General features: G+C 41.9%; 20 protein-coding genes and 1 pseudogene. 9 read left to right on the top strand and 12 right to left on the bottom strand.

Features of this window, described 5'->3' with window-relative positions:
* The first annotated feature begins 152 nt into the window (after window positions 1–152).
* Window positions 153–779, top strand: coding sequence for a glutathione S-transferase family protein (locus V7K49_RS31365; RefSeq protein ID WP_334865981.1), 627 nt, complete (start codon window positions 153–155; stop codon window positions 777–779).
* 107 nt (window positions 780–886) lie between these two features.
* Here V7K49_RS31365 and V7K49_RS31360 read toward each other — a convergent pair whose 3' ends face one another.
* The 3 genes from V7K49_RS31360 to V7K49_RS31350 all read right to left on the bottom strand — a co-directional run bounded on the left by V7K49_RS31360 (window position 887) and on the right by V7K49_RS31350 (window position 2,665).
* The gene (locus V7K49_RS31360) at window positions 887–1,114 is read right to left on the bottom strand and encodes a DUF167 domain-containing protein (protein WP_335209127.1); all 228 of its coding nucleotides are present in this window, start codon (window positions 1,112–1,114) and stop codon (window positions 887–889) included.
* A 31-nt stretch (window positions 1,115–1,145) separates the two neighbouring features.
* Window positions 1,146–1,508: a ribosomal maturation YjgA family protein gene (locus tag V7K49_RS31355; RefSeq protein ID WP_335209126.1), complete on the bottom strand. Its 363-nt coding sequence runs from the start codon at window positions 1,506–1,508 to the stop codon at window positions 1,146–1,148.
* A gap of 209 nt (window positions 1,509–1,717) precedes the next feature.
* Window positions 1,718–2,665 carry an aldo/keto reductase gene (locus V7K49_RS31350; RefSeq protein WP_335209125.1) on the bottom strand — a complete coding sequence of 316 codons (948 nt, stop codon included), beginning with the start codon at window positions 2,663–2,665 and terminating at the stop codon, window positions 1,718–1,720.
* 269 nt (window positions 2,666–2,934) lie between these two features.
* Here V7K49_RS31350 and V7K49_RS34830 point away from each other — a divergent pair, with 269 nt between their 5' ends.
* From V7K49_RS34830 to V7K49_RS31340, 3 genes and pseudogenes are all read left to right on the top strand, one after another.
* Window positions 2,935–3,150 carry an ATP-binding cassette domain-containing protein gene (locus V7K49_RS34830; RefSeq protein WP_442948710.1) on the top strand — a complete coding sequence of 72 codons (216 nt, stop codon included), beginning with the start codon at window positions 2,935–2,937 and terminating at the stop codon, window positions 3,148–3,150.
* Window positions 3,151–3,257: 107 nt separating this feature from the next.
* Window positions 3,258–3,860 (top strand): annotated as a pseudogene (locus V7K49_RS31345) (CmcJ/NvfI family oxidoreductase); the annotation flags it as partial.
* A 599-nt stretch (window positions 3,861–4,459) separates the two neighbouring features.
* Complete coding sequence (locus V7K49_RS31340) at window positions 4,460–5,422, top strand: TauD/TfdA dioxygenase family protein (RefSeq protein WP_335209124.1); 963 nt, start codon at window positions 4,460–4,462, stop codon at window positions 5,420–5,422.
* Window positions 5,423–5,575: 153 nt separating this feature from the next.
* Here the strand turns inward: V7K49_RS31340 and V7K49_RS31335 are convergent, their stop codons facing one another.
* The 3 genes from V7K49_RS31335 to V7K49_RS31325 form a co-directional block, all read right to left on the bottom strand.
* The gene (locus tag V7K49_RS31335) at window positions 5,576–6,127 is read right to left on the bottom strand and encodes a DUF2231 domain-containing protein (RefSeq protein ID WP_334865992.1); all 552 of its coding nucleotides are present in this window, start codon (window positions 6,125–6,127) and stop codon (window positions 5,576–5,578) included.
* A gap of 33 nt (window positions 6,128–6,160) precedes the next feature.
* A complete protein-coding gene (locus tag V7K49_RS31330) occupies window positions 6,161–6,901 on the bottom strand; it encodes an LmeA family phospholipid-binding protein (protein WP_335209123.1) in 741 nt (246 codons plus the stop codon).
* A gap of 388 nt (window positions 6,902–7,289) precedes the next feature.
* Complete coding sequence (locus tag V7K49_RS31325) at window positions 7,290–7,865, bottom strand: Uma2 family endonuclease (RefSeq protein ID WP_335209122.1); 576 nt, start codon at window positions 7,863–7,865, stop codon at window positions 7,290–7,292.
* Window positions 7,866–8,055: 190 nt separating this feature from the next.
* On the opposite strand from V7K49_RS31325, the gene V7K49_RS31320 reads away from it, so the two are divergent.
* The 4 genes from V7K49_RS31320 (at window position 8,056) to V7K49_RS31305 (ending at window position 11,689) form a co-directional block, all read left to right on the top strand.
* A complete protein-coding gene (locus V7K49_RS31320) occupies window positions 8,056–8,622 on the top strand; it encodes an HD domain-containing protein (protein WP_334865998.1) in 567 nt (188 codons plus the stop codon).
* Between the two features lie 160 nt (window positions 8,623–8,782).
* Window positions 8,783–9,319, top strand: coding sequence for a hypothetical protein (locus V7K49_RS31315; RefSeq protein ID WP_334866000.1), 537 nt, complete (start codon window positions 8,783–8,785; stop codon window positions 9,317–9,319).
* A gap of 221 nt (window positions 9,320–9,540) precedes the next feature.
* Window positions 9,541–10,377 carry a CheR family methyltransferase gene (locus tag V7K49_RS31310; RefSeq protein WP_335209121.1) on the top strand — a complete coding sequence of 279 codons (837 nt, stop codon included), beginning with the start codon at window positions 9,541–9,543 and terminating at the stop codon, window positions 10,375–10,377.
* Between the two features lie 532 nt (window positions 10,378–10,909).
* Window positions 10,910–11,689 (top strand): hypothetical protein, encoded by a 780-nt coding sequence (locus V7K49_RS31305; RefSeq protein ID WP_335209120.1) that lies wholly within the window; start codon window positions 10,910–10,912, stop codon window positions 11,687–11,689.
* Window positions 11,690–11,783: 94 nt separating this feature from the next.
* Here V7K49_RS31305 and V7K49_RS31300 read toward each other — a convergent pair whose 3' ends face one another.
* Complete coding sequence (locus tag V7K49_RS31300; RefSeq protein ID WP_335209118.1) at window positions 11,784–12,290, bottom strand: DUF1993 domain-containing protein; 507 nt, start codon at window positions 12,288–12,290, stop codon at window positions 11,784–11,786.
* Between the two features lie 191 nt (window positions 12,291–12,481).
* On the opposite strand from V7K49_RS31300, the gene egtC reads away from it, so the two are divergent.
* Complete coding sequence (egtC, locus tag V7K49_RS31295; RefSeq protein ID WP_334866008.1) at window positions 12,482–13,291, top strand: ergothioneine biosynthesis protein EgtC; 810 nt, start codon at window positions 12,482–12,484, stop codon at window positions 13,289–13,291.
* Window positions 13,292–13,374: 83 nt separating this feature from the next.
* Here egtC and V7K49_RS31290 read toward each other — a convergent pair whose 3' ends face one another.
* From V7K49_RS31290 to V7K49_RS31270, 5 genes are all read right to left on the bottom strand, one after another.
* Window positions 13,375–13,977: a cytochrome c oxidase subunit 3 gene (locus V7K49_RS31290; RefSeq protein WP_334866010.1), complete on the bottom strand. Its 603-nt coding sequence runs from the start codon at window positions 13,975–13,977 to the stop codon at window positions 13,375–13,377.
* A 190-nt stretch (window positions 13,978–14,167) separates the two neighbouring features.
* Window positions 14,168–15,859: a cytochrome c oxidase subunit I gene (gene ctaD, locus V7K49_RS31285; RefSeq protein ID WP_334866012.1), complete on the bottom strand. Its 1,692-nt coding sequence runs from the start codon at window positions 15,857–15,859 to the stop codon at window positions 14,168–14,170.
* Window positions 15,860–15,873: 14 nt separating this feature from the next.
* Window positions 15,874–16,785 carry a cytochrome c oxidase subunit II gene (locus V7K49_RS31280; RefSeq protein WP_335209117.1) on the bottom strand — a complete coding sequence of 304 codons (912 nt, stop codon included), beginning with the start codon at window positions 16,783–16,785 and terminating at the stop codon, window positions 15,874–15,876.
* A gap of 65 nt (window positions 16,786–16,850) precedes the next feature.
* Complete coding sequence (locus V7K49_RS31275; protein WP_335209116.1) at window positions 16,851–17,456, bottom strand: DUF2231 domain-containing protein; 606 nt, start codon at window positions 17,454–17,456, stop codon at window positions 16,851–16,853.
* Window positions 17,453–17,953, bottom strand: a complete 501-nt coding sequence (locus V7K49_RS31270; RefSeq protein WP_334972460.1) for a DUF2231 domain-containing protein — start codon at window positions 17,951–17,953, stop codon at window positions 17,453–17,455. The genes V7K49_RS31275 and V7K49_RS31270 overlap by 4 nt, the downstream gene beginning before the upstream one ends.
* Window positions 17,954–18,091 lie beyond the last annotated feature (138 nt).

Here is an 18,091-nt window from a genome sequence, read left to right as displayed (position 1 = left end):
AAATAATATTTTTTTTTATTTTTTCGGATAATTTTATGTAGTACGCTCAGATGCTAAATCTAAAAAAAATTATCCGGTTTTTGGAAAATCTTTTGGTAAGATATTGTATTTTGAACCTTCAGTTATCAACATATTACTAACTGTATTTTAACATGGAACTACTGCGCCTGTACGATTTTTTACCATCTGGCAATGGTTATAAGATACGTCTTTTATTGACACAACTAGGTATGCCTTTTGAGAGAATAGAGCTTAACATCTTGAAAGGCGAGACTCAAACACCAGAATTTTTAAGTAAAAATCCTAACGGTAAGATACCTCTTCTGGAAATTGAGCCAGGGAAATATTTAGCAGAATCAAATGCCATATTGGTGTATCTGAGTGAAGGTACAGAGTTTTTACCATATGACCGCTTTTTACGAGCGCAGGTGCTGCAATGGCTATGTTTTGAACAATATAGCCATGAGCCTTTTATTGCTACATCAAGATTTTGGATTTCTATTTTAGGTAAAACTGAAGAATATAGTGAAGCTATTAAGCAAAAACGTGAACCGGGCTATACAGCACTTAGCCTGATGGATAAACACTTAACTTCTCAGATTTTTTTTGTAGGAGAGTGTTACACGATCGCTGATATTGCCTTGTTCGCTTACACTCATGTAGCTGATGAAGGTGGGTTTGATTTGACACAATTTCCTGCTATTCAAGCTTGGATAGAAAGAGTCAAAGCTCAACCAAGGTATATCAGTATTACACAGCAGAAAAATTCGGTTTTGTGAGCTTCTGTCTCTAGGTTATTGGCTCTAGTAGAGGATGTACTGGATAGGATATAGCCTCACATTCACGAGGAGAAAGAGTCTTCAAAAAAGGTGTTACTAAGCAGCAACTAAATATCTGTATCAATTTCTATCAGCTTTTGCCGAGAGGACAAACCTAACTTAATTCTGATATGAGATTTTGGTACATCAAATTTATCTGCTAATAGTTTAATTAACTCTTCATTAGCCTTACCATCAACTGGGGATGATTTTAAATATACAGTCAGACTGCCATGAGGTTGTTCTTCAATTTTTTGCTGTTTTGAATTAGGTTTAACCTTGACTTTTTTTTGCATAACCTATTTTCTGTAATTGTTGCAGCCACAACTAACCTAAGACACAACCCAATACATAATGAGGAAAATCCCACCAAACAAAAGTAGTACCAAGTAACAATTTACCTATCAAGGTGGCGCGAATTTCTTCTAATAGTGGCGGATGCCAAAGTTGCAAGAATTCTAGTATACAGGTGATCACAAAAACCCATATATGAATTTGGATTACTGCCGCCCGACTTCTGAAAAACCAAAATGCAAATAGACACCAAAATATTTCGTAAAATACAGCGGCTCCGTAGTCATTAAACCAGTGATGGGCAGGGCCGTTATAATATTTAAACAAAAAGCCCATCGGTACAACGATGAGGACAGAAAGAATAATAAATATTGTTTGGTTACGGTGTCGAAGCATTTTCTACAGACTAGAGACTAAGCAAAATTTTAGCAGCCCGAACAACTGGAAGTCGCGGCTACACAAACTTAGGCATACCCCTACTCAAAAGCCAGCTACACGTAGCGTCCTGTAGGGAAGGCTAGTCCGCCTACGCGGACTTATCTTCTCTTTCAACGTCTACCGATTGTGGGGGCGCTTGTTGGTCGAATGTTCTTGAACTACTTGTTTCAGGAACTGGCTTGATTTAGAAGGTGAATAGCATCTGGCTCAAGTTTAAGACCTACAGATTTGATGATATCTTGAAGCTGCTCAATTTTTGTAGCACTAACAATAGGAGCGGTAATAGTGGGACGTGCAATTAGCCAGGCTAGAGCAACTTGGGTGAGAGTCACATTATAAATCTTGGCGACTTCATCCAGTGCCTCTAGAATTGCTAAACCACGAGCATTCAAATATTTCTTGACAGAATTACCACGGGCACTAATAGAAAGGTCTTTTTCTGAGCGATATTTACCAGAGAGAAAGCCACTACACAGAGAGGAATAGCTAATCACACCAATTTCTTGTTCTTGGGAGATTTGTTGTAGCTCCTGCTCATACTCGGTTCGGTCATACAAGTTATAACGAGGCTGAAGGCTCTCATAGCGAGGATAACTATGCTGCTGGCTGATTTGCAATGCTTGTGCCAAACGGTCTGCACTATAGTTTGAAGCACCAATGAAGCGCACTTTTCCCTGATGAATTAATTCCCCATAAGTTTCTAAGGTTTCTGCAAGGGAAGTGCTTTCATCATCGATATGTGATTGATACAAATCAATATAATCGGTTTGTAACCTGTGCAATGAGTCTTCAACAGCTTGTTGGATGTGTTTACGAGAAAGCCCTTTGCCTTTAATACCCATATCATTGCCAACTTTAGTAGCAATCACCACTTGGTCACGGTTGCCTCGCTGCTTGAGCCACTTCCCTAAGATGATCTCTGACTCTCCACCCTGATTGCCTGTAGCCCATTTGGAATAGACATCAGCAGTGTCAATAAAATTACCTCCAGCCTTGATGAAGTAATCTAAAATCTCAAATGAAGTATCTTCATCAATAGTCCACCCAAACACGTTGCCGCCAAAACATAGTCGTGATACTTCTAGCCCGGAACGTCCAAGTTTAAGTCTTTCCATTAACACTGCACTCCTTTATCCTTATTTGACGGCGAATCAATTCGCCCGTGCCTTATCCCCATACATGAATATAGCTGCTCTTTACGGCACGCAGGTTTCGGTGAAAAGTTACAAACTTCTTAACACACCTTGTTTTTTGGTTCTAACTGTGTGATACTTTCGTTTAAATTCAAAAAGTACTGTATCTTTATTAATTTACCGTATATTATAAAAGTATAAAGATATATTATTTATTCTTTGGATGCAATACCTAATAGGGGCTTATATCTGTGGGACCTTGGAAATTCCAGATTATCTCTAAGGGGAATAGGCATCGATTTACGGCTGTACAAGATGTTAGCTTTGCTGTGAAACCAAAAGAAAAGTTTGTAATTATTAGTCTTTCTGGTTGTGGAAAGAGTAGCCTTATAAAAGCGATCGCTGGTTTTCAGCCCATCAAATGTATGTCAATAGCAATACACTCAATTGTCCTTGATCACAACTAAGGTTAAGAACCAATATTGGTATACAATACTATTCATCTAATAGGACTATTTAAACTCTCTAAAGTACTATTGAGAACAGCACGATCAATTGAAAAGTTAGTGATTTCTATGATGAAGATGAGATCCGCAACGTCTATTATCCTGAAGCCAAGCAATTATTGAAAGAGGTGACAGGTGCAACTGAAGTACTAATATTCGATCACACTCTTCGTAACGCTCAACGTTCGCAGTCGGGCGAGAACGAAATCAGGGAACCTGTCAAGCGCGTGCATAATGACTTTACAGCTAAATCTGGCTATACTCGCGCCCGCAAGGTATTGACAGAGCAGGGAATAGATAACATTGATCAAGTGCTGCAAAAAAGGTTTGCACTGATTAATATTTGGCGACCTATTGCACCAGTTGAGGAGTCACCATTGGCAGTGTGCGACGCTCTTTCTATCGCACCTACAGACCTTGTAGCTAGTGATCTCTTGTACCCCAATTACGCTGGTGAAACTTACGCAATAACCTATAACCCATCACATCAATGGTTTTATTTCCCACAAATGCAACAAGACGAAGCGCTATTTATTAAGTGCTTTGACTCCGTAGAAGAAGGACGGGCCAGGTTTGCCGCTCATACTGGGTTTGATGACCCCACTAGCCCACCAGATGCTCCACCTCGTCAGAGCATTGAATTAAGGACGATAGTTTTCTACCCTGAATAAATTCATCAGAGAATGACCAATGGTCAATCTATTTAGCTGCGTTTGAGTCTTTATCCGAATGGCACAAAAAAAAGCCCAAAGGCTTGTGTCACATTGTTCCCAGTCTAAAGACTGGGAATGTATTCCCTAAGGACTGCTGCCTCTGGTCAAGCCCCTGACTGGTTAAAAGCAAAAGCCTACAAGCTCTTAACCAGTCAGGGCAAGGGCTGTATCTTAACTTACTGCTATTCGTCTTTATCCTAAATGTGACCGCACACAGGACAGACATAAACGCGGTTTTTTAATAGCATCTTGTGACGATGCGGGTATCAGAGCCAATACCCACATCTGATAAATTGGATGCCTAAAATCAGTTGTGGGACAGAGCCATTTTATTTCTGGGCACTTCTGAAGCCTTTGATGAGATGCTATAAACCTCTGGTTATTCCGGCAGTCTAAAAATACAATAATTAATACTACGGTAAATCTATCAAGATACAGTATAACTTTTGAAGCTGCGATCGCTTCCTTTAGAATTTTGCTTGCACTTGATAGGAAAATTCCAAAAGAAACGGACGAGTGCGAACACCATCCTATGGATCAAACTCTGGAGAATCTATATGGGCTACAAACATATCGAAGTCAAACAAGTAGCTGGTTTCATCGGTGCCGAAATCAGTAAGGTAGAGCTTTCCCGTCCTCTGAATGATGATCAAGTCAAAGAAATTCGTAAAGCACTATTGAAGTGGAAAGTCGTGTTCTTTCGTGGACAGAACATCGATCATACTGCACAGGTTGAATTCACATCTCGTTTCGGCGAAGTGACTTTCGCCCATCCACTCGGAGAGCCTGAACCAGTTCCGGGATTTCCGCAGATCAAACCCGTAGACCGGAGCCTCTATGAGAAGCAGTACGGTTTTCGCACTGGAGGCCCCTGGCACACAGACGTAACAGCGGCTATCAACCCGCCAGCGGCGTCAATTTTACGTGCGGTTAATGTCCCTAGCTTTGGTGGTGACACCCAGTGGAGTAATTTAGTTGCAGCTTATGAGGGTCTGTCAGCACCTCTACGGGCGCTAGCAGACACATTGAAAGCTGAACATCGCTTTAATGGGAGTGGGTATCTGCCCCGCAACAGCAAGTTCGCCGAGCGCATTGCTGTCAATCCACTAGTCTCAATCCACCCAGTGGTAAGGGTTCATCCTGAGACTGGTGAGCGTGCGTTGTTCATTAACCCTGGCTTCACCTCACACATTGTTGATGTGTCATCACAAGAGAGCAAGCTGTTGCTTGAGTTGTTCTTTAACCAAATCACCAAGCCTGCCTATACCACCCGTTTCCGTTGGAACAACGGTGATATCGCCTTTTGGGACAACCGTGCCACCGTGCATTTGGCTCCTCAAGATTTAGATCATTTGGATGTCGAGCGTCTCCTATATCGCACCACCATCACTGGCGATGTTCCAGTTGGGGTTGATGGTTTCCGCTCAGAAGTGGTTCAAGGTGAGGCGTTCAGCTCAGAAGTACCAACCGTGTTCAAGCAAAAAGCCCAGAAGTTGGAAACACAATCAGTGCTTTCATAATTTACAAACTACTAAACTGGGCTGCTTATATCTGACGCAGCCCAGCATGAAATTAGAGCAGATAACTACTTAAGTAAATCTAATTACCATTAGAGTAGGGAACTTGCAAATAAAAAAATATCCCATCGCTCAAAGACAAGGAAGAATTTACACTCAAGGATATCTTCTGCTACCAGCACCCACTACACCAATTTTGTGGCGATAGGAAAGTTCAGCACCGAACCAACCGGAAATACTAACCAGCGTACCGACAATGAGCGAGAGAACCAGTCCCCAAGGTAGTATTCGGGATTCAGCATCGCCCAAGCGCAGCAGGAAGTTGACTAGACTTAAAACTATTAGAGAAACGTTAAGTATTAAATGCGCCCAACCTGCACTGCGCTTGCGAACTCGTTCAATTCTAAAAAAGTCACTGAGGCCGATCGCTGATGCAAGGACGCCTCCAGCTAATCCGAGTCCGATTAACCATAGTGAAGCCCTAGCCCAGAAGAAATCACCACTTAACCAGTAGCCGATATCGCTTCCCAAGGCGGCGGCTAAAAAGGCGATGGGAAAGGTCACACTCAGGGGATGTAGGGGATGTCCTGCGATCGCCACTGTGCTGGGTACGCCGCTATCAACATACTCACTATCGTTACTTTCAATAACTGGTGGAATATTTGGAAAAGGTGTTGAATTTGTTTGGGTTGCGTCTGTAGTTTCCATTATTAGTTTCCTGAATTTATTAGCGTCTTATTTTTAAGCTGAAGGAATTTTTTCAACATGAGCTTCAGCTTGTAGGGTTAGTTTGCCTACTTCTACTTTTAGTTGGTTAACTTGCAAGCTCATTCCTTCTAAATCAAAGTTACTCAAATTTAAAAGTTCGCTAGTTTGATCTACCAAAGCTTTTGTCAAATCTGGTGATATTTCCCCACTTTCGCCATACTCGACATTTTCCAAAGTAACAGTTTTTCCATTGGCACTGATCCGGGGTACTGCGGAAAAAGCAACTTGCTGATTTTCACCTGCTTCTACTATTTTCATAGTGGCATTTATTGCTACTTTACCATCACCTGGTAGTCGAAATTCTACACGTTGAGGCTCAATAGTCGTCAGTTGACCGTTAACATTGATTTTTTGACTTTGCAGTTGCGATCGCACATATTCTGAGTTGAAGGCGCGATTGATATCAGTCTCAGTTAACACAACCTGTGCATTGGCTTCTGTAGGTTTAGTGAGTTCAATTTTGCCGAAAGCTACACTCAGGGGATTAATGGCAACATTAGTCATTTGCATTTCAAATTCCTCCATGCGGAGGTCTTTCTGCATTACCAAACCTTCACCTTCAATCGTCACGGCATCGACTTCCCCCTGAACTAGTTTCAGCGGATCGGTTTTGATGTTTACATCTAAATTTTCTACTTCATCTAATTGGCTAGATAATCCTATTTCTGCCGCTTTATTGAGCGCCTGCTCTCCTAATCCAGGACTGTCTGCCATTATTAAATTAACTCCTGCTTTAAATACTATTTCCTGGATTTACTTTAAATAATTTGGATCATATTTAAATCTATCTTACGATGTAACATAGATTTAAATCTTGTCTATCAAAAGAATAATTATATTATTTATAATCAAAAGTTTTGCTTTTCTACCCAGAGTTTTTAAAGCGTAGATACAGAAGGTCTTTTTATCCAACATCACTCAAAAGAAAGATTGAATATATAGAACTTAGTAGTTATTTTATTTACTTATGAACTTTCGCTAAAATCTATTTAATAAAAAAGATTTGCAACATACTTTAGAATCAAATTTTTGCTTGGCGCGGCACATCGTCATATCAAATGGGTATAAAGTGCGTAGGGGTAGGCAACCGTAGGCATAGCTCTTACAATAATTTTTTCAAAGGTAATATAAATGCAGGCACAACATCTTCACCGCTTAATATTGCTGTAGCCGGATATTGAGTAATTGAACCATGCTGGCGATAAACTAAAGCTTGTTGATTTTTACTATCAATTAACCATCCTAATTGAACACCATTAGCAATATATTCTTCCATCTTGGCTTTGAGTTTTGCCAAGCTATCATTTTTAGAACGAATTTCAATTACAAAGTCGGGTGCTAAGTTGATAAATTTGTCCTCTTGCTGATCCCAACCTTCTGGTAAACGTCCTTTAGTCACAAAAGCAGCATCAGGCGATCGCACTGCCATATTTGCTAATCTAAAACCTGTACTTGAACTAAAAACTTCACCTAAATCCTGACTTTCTACCCAATTCAACAAATAGGCTCCTGCTTTTATTTCTCGATTACCAGAAATTCCACCAGTTGGGGGAATAGTTTCTAAAGTTCCATTAGCATTGCGTTCAAACCGCAGTTCTGGGTTTTGCGAACTCATCAGCATTAATTCTTCATCAGTGACAGTATACAAAGACTGCACCGTTATTTTTTCGCTGGTCATGATGATTTCATCGCAAGCTTGATAGATATCTCAATTTTAGTGATAGATATCTCAATTTTAGGCTGAGATTCAATTACTTCTGTACCCCTTTCCTGCTCTGCATTCTCTGTGTCTGGAGCGGTTTGTTATAAAATTGACATTAGCAGTAGTGCAATATCTGATTATAAAGCTGTTTTATTCTTTCAAAACAATGCTCTCAGAACGTTTTACCGCAGCCCTCACCTACGCTACTCAACTGCACGCCAACCAAGTTCGTAAAGGTTCAGGTGTCCCCTACGTTGCCCATTTATTAGGTGTCACCAGTATTGCTTTAGAATATGGGGCAAATGAAGATGAAGCGATCGCAGCCCTCTTACACGATGCGATAGAAGACCAAGGTGGGGCCGCAACACGGGAAGAAATTCGCCGCCGCTTTGGTGACAATGTAACAGCAATTGTAGATGCTTGTACTGACGCTGATACAACTCCAAAACCCCCTTGGCGACAGCGCAAGGAGGCATACATTGCTCATATTCCTACCGCTTCTCCATCAGTACTGCTCGTGTCATTAGCAGATAAACTTTATAACGCCCAGTCTATTCTCAAAGATTATCGCGTTTTGGGCGAATCAGTTTGGGAACGTTTTCAGGGGCGTAAAGAAGGTACTCTTTGGTATTATCGGGCGCTTGTGGATACCTTCAGGAAGACTGAAACCACTATCATCATTGAGGAATTAGAACGCGTCGTTGCAGAAATTGAGGTATTAGCATCTAAATAAAAAATTTATTTACCCCAAGGTCAGTGTAAGTAGTTTACAGACATAATATAGTCATGTCTCTCACGAACAAATTTTCGCTTTTAGGTTCTTTCTCTAAATAAAAAATCTTTCTCTCGGTAGATAGGTGTACTTAGATTATTATGGCTGCTATGTTACCAATATGACGATAATAAGACAAAACGCTCTAAATACAACCGTAAGTCCTTCAATAAATCCTCCAGAAACATTGGCAGAAAAGTATCTTGAAGCAGAGCGGATGCACGATGTTCAGCTTTTACTGCAAAACTTGATCAACAGTGAAGAAGCCACTGTGAAACTAATTCTGGATTGTCTGTATGACGTTGGTTCAGTCAATTTGATCAATCAAAAGCTTCGCTTGAAGCCTCTAAACAGGGTGATGAAATTAATTGCCCGAATGTCGAAACCAGTTTTTAGAACCTTGGCTTTAAATTGGTTTAAGAAAAACTGTCCCCAATTGATTACTAATTGGTTACACACGCAAGTAACTTTTGAAAAGCCCCAAAATAGACCACAAAAAGTAGCTGTTGAAGTTGCAGAACTTCAACCATATCCTATACCACATACAGAAAATGTGAGCCAAGAGATTAAAAATCTGCGCTCCCAGGTGCGATGGCTAGCTGGGATTTCAATAATAGCGATCGCTGTTTTAGGAGTAACAGCCGCTAGGTTAAACTGAAACTCATAGGTAGCACTGTGAGCAAATTTAATAGATCCAGCAAGCTATTTTCGGTGTAAAATTCACTTCGGTTCTAAAAACCCTACCAGCCCAGAATGCGAATAATTTTTGCTCCATGAGGTTTTTTGGGAAACAGTTGTTTTGCTAACTTCAAGCAACTTAACTCGTTGTATTGCCAGCATATTTAAATAGCTGGTTCAGCATATAGGCTAATTCGTACTATGGCTTTGCCCAAACCTACCCTGGAGGACATCGAAATACATCTGCTTTTGGAAGGGATGTATCAGTACTACGGTTATGACTTCCGCGATTATGCTCTTTCCTCACTCAAGCGCCGCATTCACAGCTTCATGGAATTAGAGGGATTAGCTAATATTTCTGCCTTGCAAGAGCGGTTACTCCACAACCGTGCTTATTTGGAACGGTTTTTGCTTGGTCTGACAGTGAATGTAACATCAATGTTTCGTGATCCCAGCTTTTATAACACCTTCAGAAATCAAGTTATTCCCTTCTTGCAAACCTATCCGTTTATTCGGATCTGGCACGCTGGATGCTCTACTGGTGAAGAAGTCTACTCAATGGCAATTCTACTACAAGAAGAAGGACTTTATCACCGTTGCCGCATATATGCCACTGATACTAATGAGAAGGTATTACAAAGTGCCAAAAGTGGTATTTTTTCCTTAAAACTGATGCAGGAATATACCCAGCTTTACCTGAAAGCAGGCGGCAAGAAGTCATTCTCAGAATATTATACAGCAGCTTATGATAACGCTATTTTTCGAGCATCCTTAAGAGAAAATATTGTCTTTGCCCAGCATGATTTAGCAACTGACAGTTCTTTTAATGAGTTTAATGTCATCGTTTGTCGCAATGTTCTTATCTATTTTAATCAGGTACTTCAAAAGCGAGTACACGAACTGTTTTATAATAGCCTCTGCACCTTTGGCATCTTGGGTTTAGGAAAACAAGAATCCATCAGGTTTACCTCTTATGAACAGCACTATGAAGAGATAGTCAAAGGGGATAAACTATATAAGAAAATAGCTGGTGCTTAAAATCCAGGCTGTTTAAACCACTATAGCAATCCTAAATCATTCGTGAAAAGTTAGATCCCCAACAACTTTTACGAAGTCGGGGATCTAGACACCGCTAATTTGAACAAAATCAAATAGGACTGCTATAAATGAACGTGATTTTACGTGAGTTTGACAAATATCTCCCTGCCTTGAACTAAAGTTCAAGTCTGTCCCTCTGGGAGTCAGAGAGGGACAAGTTTTGCGTAGTAAAACCTCTCGACCTTTCGGGGAGAGGAATGGAAGTGGGGTTTTAAACGGGTTGGCGCTTAAGTTGACACCGATGCTTCTAATCGCCCAATACTTTTAAAACATCTTCTAACTAAAAGTGCATTAAAATTAGCACTAAGTATTTTCGATAAAAAATATTAAGAATAAAGTTGCGACGCCGAATAGCCCGTCGTAGCATCGCTGTCAAAAGACAGTCTGTCAAACATTTTTAATTGTGTTCAGAAGATAGACTTAGCGATCGCTTAAGGTAAATTACACATTAGAGTCTTAAAGGAGATTGTCGATGCAACTTCTCGAATGTCCTCCTGTTGCAATCATTGCTGGAGAAAATGCGGTTCATGTTTCTCAACTACCTTCTACATGGCAAGACATTGCTAGAGGAACCACGAGTGTCGGACTTTCCCATCCCCAAAGCTATGTTGAGATGGCACAGTTGTTCCTATACAAATTAGAGCATGGTGATGTTGACTTATTTAGCGATCGCCCCCAACTGGCTCACTTGATACCCTCATTTTCCCAGCTATTTGCACAGCTAGCATGGGAAACCCTTGACTTTTTTGGGCAAGACTTTCTCAAACACAGCTATCCGAACTTTGCAGAAATTCTCCGTGATGTGGAATCAAAGGGGACAAAGTATGCTGATGAAGTAAAAGTGGCTCGCATTGGTATAGATTTATTCAACGAGTTTGGTTATGAACTACCTGCCAGTTTCTATCATGTGCATCTAGCACCAATTTACCGCGATCATGTTTTTGAAGAACGTGCCTTGCGGTTTGATCAGCGCGATATCGAACATAAACGTGCTTGGGATGCCATACTCCATGCAGGTAAGGTGTTTGCTATTCAGATGAAGGTGCAAAGTATTGCTTCCAAATACGGTTTTACTTATCAACACGGCTGCGGTTGCAACTCTCACCTATCTTCCATTGATGTATCTCGTGGGGCGTTTGAATATGAATTGAGTCCCGAAAAACGTCAGCGATGGATTCGCAGTTTCATCTGGACTGCTTGGTATGAGTATGCCTTCTTTGCGATCGTACCAAATACGAGTTATTTAGTTTGAAAAAGAAGTAGACTGCATTGGGAAAATAGATAAAGCGAGTTCAATCAGCATTTAGGCAAATTAAGAAAGTAATTTGCCTAAATGCTTTTTCATTTTAAGGCTGACCAAGAAAGTCTTGTTTACCAAGTTCTACACCGCAGTGCCTGAGAATGTCATATGCTGTTGTGACATGGAAATAAAGGTTTGGTAAAACAAAATATAAGAGAAATGGCATTCCTTGAAAATCAAGAGTATTGTCACCTATTTTAAGGCTAATTGTTCTCTCCTCTGAACCGTCAATTTGCTCAGGTTTAAATGTATTTAAATGAGATATAGTTTGATGAATGCGATCAATAAGTTGAGGGAATGTAGTTTCATTGTCCTCAAACTGGGGTGGTTCTATTCCTGCTAGTCGTGCAGCACCTCTATTTACTATGTCAGAGGCAATTTGTACTTGTTTTGATAATGGAAACATATCTGGGGATAGACGACTATTGATCAACACAGAAGGATTTATTTTTTTAGTTTCAGCGTATGTAGCACCTTTTTCGAGAATGCTTACAAGGTTATTCAGTGTGCGAATAGACACGGGTATTGAAGCTTGGTACATTGAAATGGTCATTGACATTTCTCCAGAAAAAGTTTAATGAAAGGTACAAACAAAAGCATGACTAAAGTCATAGTTCAAGCATACACAAGATAAAAAATAATTGTTAAGTTAGTAATACTTTGCAGTCATTTCACAGTTAAAAGGTTCGATTGATATCGGGGCTTGTGACTTAATTTACTTACTCTTTCAGCAAGTCATTTTTTATGTGTAGATTAATAGGCTACCTTGGTAATCCCATCCGATTAGATGAGTTGCTGTATAAACCGGAGCATTCGCTTTACAAACAAAGTTACAGTCCTTTGGAATTAAAATCAGGAGTAGTTTGTGCAGACGGGGTGGGTGTAGGCTGGTACGACGAAGTGGGTAAACCCTTCATTTACCGAAACACGATCCCGCTTTGGAACGATCCGAATCTCGAAGAGTTAAGCAACTATGTAGAATCTACTTGTACTGTAGGCTATGCGCGATTAGCTGGGATAGGTGAATCGCTCAACATTAGCAACTGTCAGCCATTTCGCAGTGGGAAACTGTTGTTTGTGCATAATGGTGAAATCTCAGACTTTCAACAGACTCTCTATAGACCAATACGTGAGAGCCTCTCTGATTCCACATACCGCTTGATTAAAGGCATGACTGACTCAGAACACATCTTCGCCCTGCTGGTCCAAATGTGGCAGTCGTATCCAGACTGCACTCTGTTTGATGCCTTACGTGTGACACTTCAAAAATTGACTGAGTTGGCATCAAAACATGACACTAGCTTTAGTGCCAATATAATTGTCAGTGATGGTCAAGCAGTTGTAGCAGTTCGCTACGCTTATCGCACACAAGCCCCTACTCTTTATTGGTCAAGTGATTCTCTCAAGCACCCAAACCAAGTTATTGTTGCCTCTGAGCCTTTAACCAACCAAAATTGGACTGCTTTTGCTGAACAAAGTATACTATTTGTTCAACCGTACTCATTACAGCCAACAATTAGCCTGTTGGAGAGATTTGCTCCCATTGGGGTTTAGAATCACAGATGCACACAGATCAATTTGTGTGCATCTGTGATTCTAAATATCTTTAGACCGTATTCTCACCAGAAGTCTAATGTTTACTGCCAAACATAGATAAGGAGAAACAAAATAATCCAGATAACATCGACGAAGTGCCAAAACAACGAAGTTGCGTTGACGCCGTAGTGACCTGTGTCGTAGTTGCCTGGGATGAAAGAACGTACCAAAATTATCAATTGCAACAGAATACCTGTGAAAACGTGCAAACCGTGGAAACCTGTTAGTAGATAGAATGTTCCACCGAATGTCCCGGAGGTGAAGCCAAACTTCAGGTGGCTCCATTCAATCGCTTGTCCAGCCAAAAAGTAAGTTCCCATCGCCATTGTTGCCAAGAGAAACAGGCGAAATTTCACTAAGTCATGGCGTTGAAGGGCGCGTTCGGCGAAGTAAATCACAAAGCTACTGGCGACTAGAATTACTGTGTTGATTGCCGGATCTTTGACTTCTAGTCCAGAAACACCAGCCGGTAGCCAGTTAGAAGTTGTTGTTTTGTAGATGATATATCCTGCAAAAAAACTCAGGAAAATGACGCTTTCAGACAGTAGGAACACAATGAAGCCAAACATCTTGTTGCCTTCTTCGTCGTGGCTATGTTCTGCGCCTGTCTGATGCGACTCATTTGAATTGATATAACTGTCCATTGGTGGAATTCTCCTTTACCTTGCAGACTGCGATGTGTAATTGCCTCATACCCTCGTTCCCAGTCTTTAGCTCTTAATGCCCACAGGAGGGCTGCCGCTTTTCTTACTCGCGGCAGTAGCCCAATGAAGAGCATTTCCAGGTAGTACCTGGAAACGAGATTTTAAAAGGGTTTTGGTTCCCAAAAAAAAGTCAGTCTGCGCTTGTCAATGTTGAGTGACTGTTTTCGCGTAGGTTAGCTGTCAAAGGTTCAGATTTGCCGTAGCCGTAGGGTTCAGAGATGATGATCGGAATTTCTTCAAAGTTTTCTACTGGGGGCGGTGAAGAAACTAACCACTCTAATCCAATTGCCCGCCAAGGATTATCAGGTGCTTTCTCGCCTTGCATCCAAGAAATCACCATGTTGAAAATGAAGGGCAAGGTGGACATTCCTAAGAGAAACCCGCCCAGGCTAGCGATGACATTCCAGAATTGATACTCTGGGGCGTAGGAAGCAACTCGGCGTAACATCCCTTGCAATCCTAAGGGGTGCATGGGCAAAAAGTTGAGGTTAGTGCCGATGAAAGCTAACCAGAAGTGGATTTTACCCCAGCTTTCAGAGTACATCCGCCCAGTCATCTTCGGGAACCAATGGTAGATGGCAGCATACAAGCCCATCGTCACGGTGCCGTAGAGGACGTAATGGAAATGTCCTACCACAAAGTAGGTATTGTTAACGTGGACATCCACAGGCACAGAGGAAAGCATAATGCCTGTAATGCCAGCGAACACAAACATGATCAACGCACCTAGAGCGAACAGCATTGGTGTGTGCAGTCGCAGTTTACCTCCCCAAATGGTCGCTACCCAAGCAAATACCTTAATACCAGTGGGTACAGACACGCACATTGTTGTCATCATGAAAATCAACCGCATCAAGCCTGAAGTACCGCTGACGTACATATGGTGTACCCAAACAATACCGCTGACTAGTGCAATTAAGATGGATGAAACGGCAACTACTTTGTAACCAAATAGGGGTTTACGTGAATAAACCGGGAATATTTCCGAGAAAATCGCAAAGACAGGCAAAATAATCACGTAAACGGCGGGGTGAGAGTAGAACCAGAAGTAGTGCTGGAACATAACTGGATTCCCACCTTTGGCTGGGTCAAAAAAGCTAGTACCAACTGTAAGGTCAAGTAGGAGCATCACTGCCCCCGCTGTCAGTGCAGGTAGTCCGAATAGTTGGATAATCTGGGCACTAAGCACTCCCCAGACAAACAAGGGCATCCGAAAGAAGCCCATTCCTGGGGCCCGCATCTTCACGATTGTGGTGACAAAGTTTACTGCCCCCATAATTGAGGATACGCCGGATATTGCCACCGCTAAGAGCCAGATAACTTGACCATTAATCAAGTTACCTGTGGGATTTTGAAGACTGACGGGCGGGTAAGACCACCAACCGGCTTGGGCTGGGCCACCAGGAACAAAGAAGCTACCCATCATCAAAATCCCGACTACTGGCACCATCCAAAAGGCAACGGCGTTGAGGCGGGGAAATGCCATATCTCGCGCCCCAATCATTAAAGGCACTAAATAATTAGCAAAACCAACCAGTGAGGGAAATGTCCACAAAAACAGCATCACAGTGCCGTGCATGGTGAACATACCGTTGTAGACGGTGCGATCGACTAAATCTGATTCGGGTGTTAGCAGTTCTCCCCGCATCACCATTGCAAAAATACCGCCGACGAGAAAGAAGAAGAACGAGGTAACGAGATACTGAATACCAATTACCTTATGGTCAGTACTAAAGCTGAAGTATTCTTTCCAGTTACTTGGAGATTCGTGGTTAGGCTTCTCATTAGGGAAAATGATGCCTTCAATAGGAACATTAGTCATCGGTTACTTTCCTTTCAACCAGGAGAATTGACTAGAGGAGGTGCAGCAGGTGGAACTGTGATCCAACCAGTTTGGACTGATTGATTGGATGTTTGAGCATACTCAGAAGCTGCCTGATTATTTGCTAGGGATGGTTTTTGGGTTGCAGCTTGAGCCAGCCACTGCTGATAATCTTCAGGAGATTCGACGACTACATTCGCCTGCATCGTCGCAAAGTATGTGCCGCTGTATTGGGAATCGGTCAATCGGTATTGACCAGGGCGGATAGGAGTAAATTCAAAGTCGAGCGCATGGTTAGGAATAATATCCTGCTTGAGACGAAATGCAGGTATATAGAAGCCGTGGAGAACGTCTTGTGATTGCAGCGCTAAACGCACCCGGCGATTGCTCGGTAAATGCAATTCGGTACTGGTGACATCTCTCTCTGGGTAATGAAAAACCCACGCCCACTGTTTAGCTAGGACGTCGATTTTCTCAACGGGTTCTGCTAAAGCGTTAGCTGATACATCTTTTGCTGCTACTGCCAATGGATTATGCAGGTGAACTAATTCTGATGGACCTTGAATCCCCATTTGTTCGTAAACTTGGTAGCTGTAGCCCGCAATCCAAAACACCAAAAGAATTGGGATCACTGTCCAGACAACTTCTAGGGTGACATTGCCATGAATTGGGGGACCGTCAGTGAAGTCATCTTTGACTGCCCGATGGAAGATCACAGAATACATCAGAGTACTTGTTACTCCCAAGAAGATGAAGGCACCGAGGGTTACTAAGAAGCTAATCAAATCATCAATTAGTTGAGATTCGGCTGCTGCTTGGGGGGGAAGCCAGGAGTAAACCTGCTTGCCGATCCAGAGACTGGTAAGAGTCACTGCGATCGCGCCTGTAAGCAGCGTCAAAATATTTAAAATCTTTTCGATTTTCATGGTCATTGGTTATTGGGCATTGGGCACTTGTACTGAGCGGCGTCGAAGTATGGGGGAAAGGACTTTTACTTGAGTGTTGTGTTGAGGTCTTGACCCAATCGCAGCAAACTATCTGCTGTATTGTGTATGCCAAATTCGGTAGCCATTTGCGCCCCTAGTGTCCCGTGAACGTACATAATCAACATGACTCCTACCCCTGTGAGTAGATAACTCCATTGCACTTGTCTGTCTGCGTCTTTGCGCCAAACGAAGCGCTGCCATCCTCTCCAGATGGTCATGCCAACAATTAGCGCTAATAAGAACACACCACCCACACCATGCCAGAGCATGGTTTCCATTGCCTGCAATCCCCAAGCACTCTTGGTATCAGCTGGTGGTGTTGCCAACAGCATTTCATAAAAGCCTGCCGTCACCGTAAAAAATGTAATGATGCTGGCAGCTAGCATGTTGTACCAGCCAACATCAAATAAGTTGTCACGTTCCACAGTAATTGCCAAAAATTTGAAGACCCATTTTTGGAAGGGGAACAGAACACCAACGATATCAAAGGTCATCCCAATGATGAACAAACCTATTGTCAGATGGACTAAATTGGGATGAATGGGAATGGTGTAAGGTAATCCGTTTGCGCCTAAAGAGCCGGTCAATTGGTCAATCAATTCTGAGTTCATCGCAATAGACCATCCTTTAGTGCTTCCACAACTGGCACTGTATGCAATCCATACACCCAAACAAGTTCATCTCCAAGATATACCTGTAAGCCAACTATTAAAGTCAAAACTAGTCCGGCTCCCAAATAATAAATCGGTACTTTTTGCGGGTTGCGGGTACGAATTACATAGCGCCAAGCTGTAATCGCCGTGATGATTCCTGAAAGCGACCAACCAATCAGCGTATGCAAATTCAGCACCGATTTAGCTAGGCTGTAAGGTTGTGCTAGACCCGCTTCAAACTGACCAAAAATAATTGCGACGAAGATGGCGATCGTGGCAACTAACATATTCCACCAACTCACCTCAAAAAGACTGGCTTTCCCAGTAAAATAGCCAATTACATCGCAGAAGAAGGAAAACAACACCATCGCTATTACGAAGTGGACAACAATGGGATGAATCGTATCTGGATAGGGTAAATTGTGGTCGTTCAAAGATGTCAAATATTCAAGCATTGTCTTCTCCTGGACATATCTACCGCACTTTGGTCAATCAATTTTGGATAATGGAATTGCCAATTTTGGATTACCGATAGCACAGCCTCTTCTCTACCAGAGGCTATACCAAAGAGTTATCGAGCGTCTTTTAGATTT

Source organism: Nostoc sp., assembly GCF_036919675.1.
GTDB lineage: Bacteria > Cyanobacteriota > Cyanobacteriia > Cyanobacteriales > Nostocaceae > Nostoc.
This window is presented reverse-complemented; position numbering and strand designations above follow the sequence as displayed.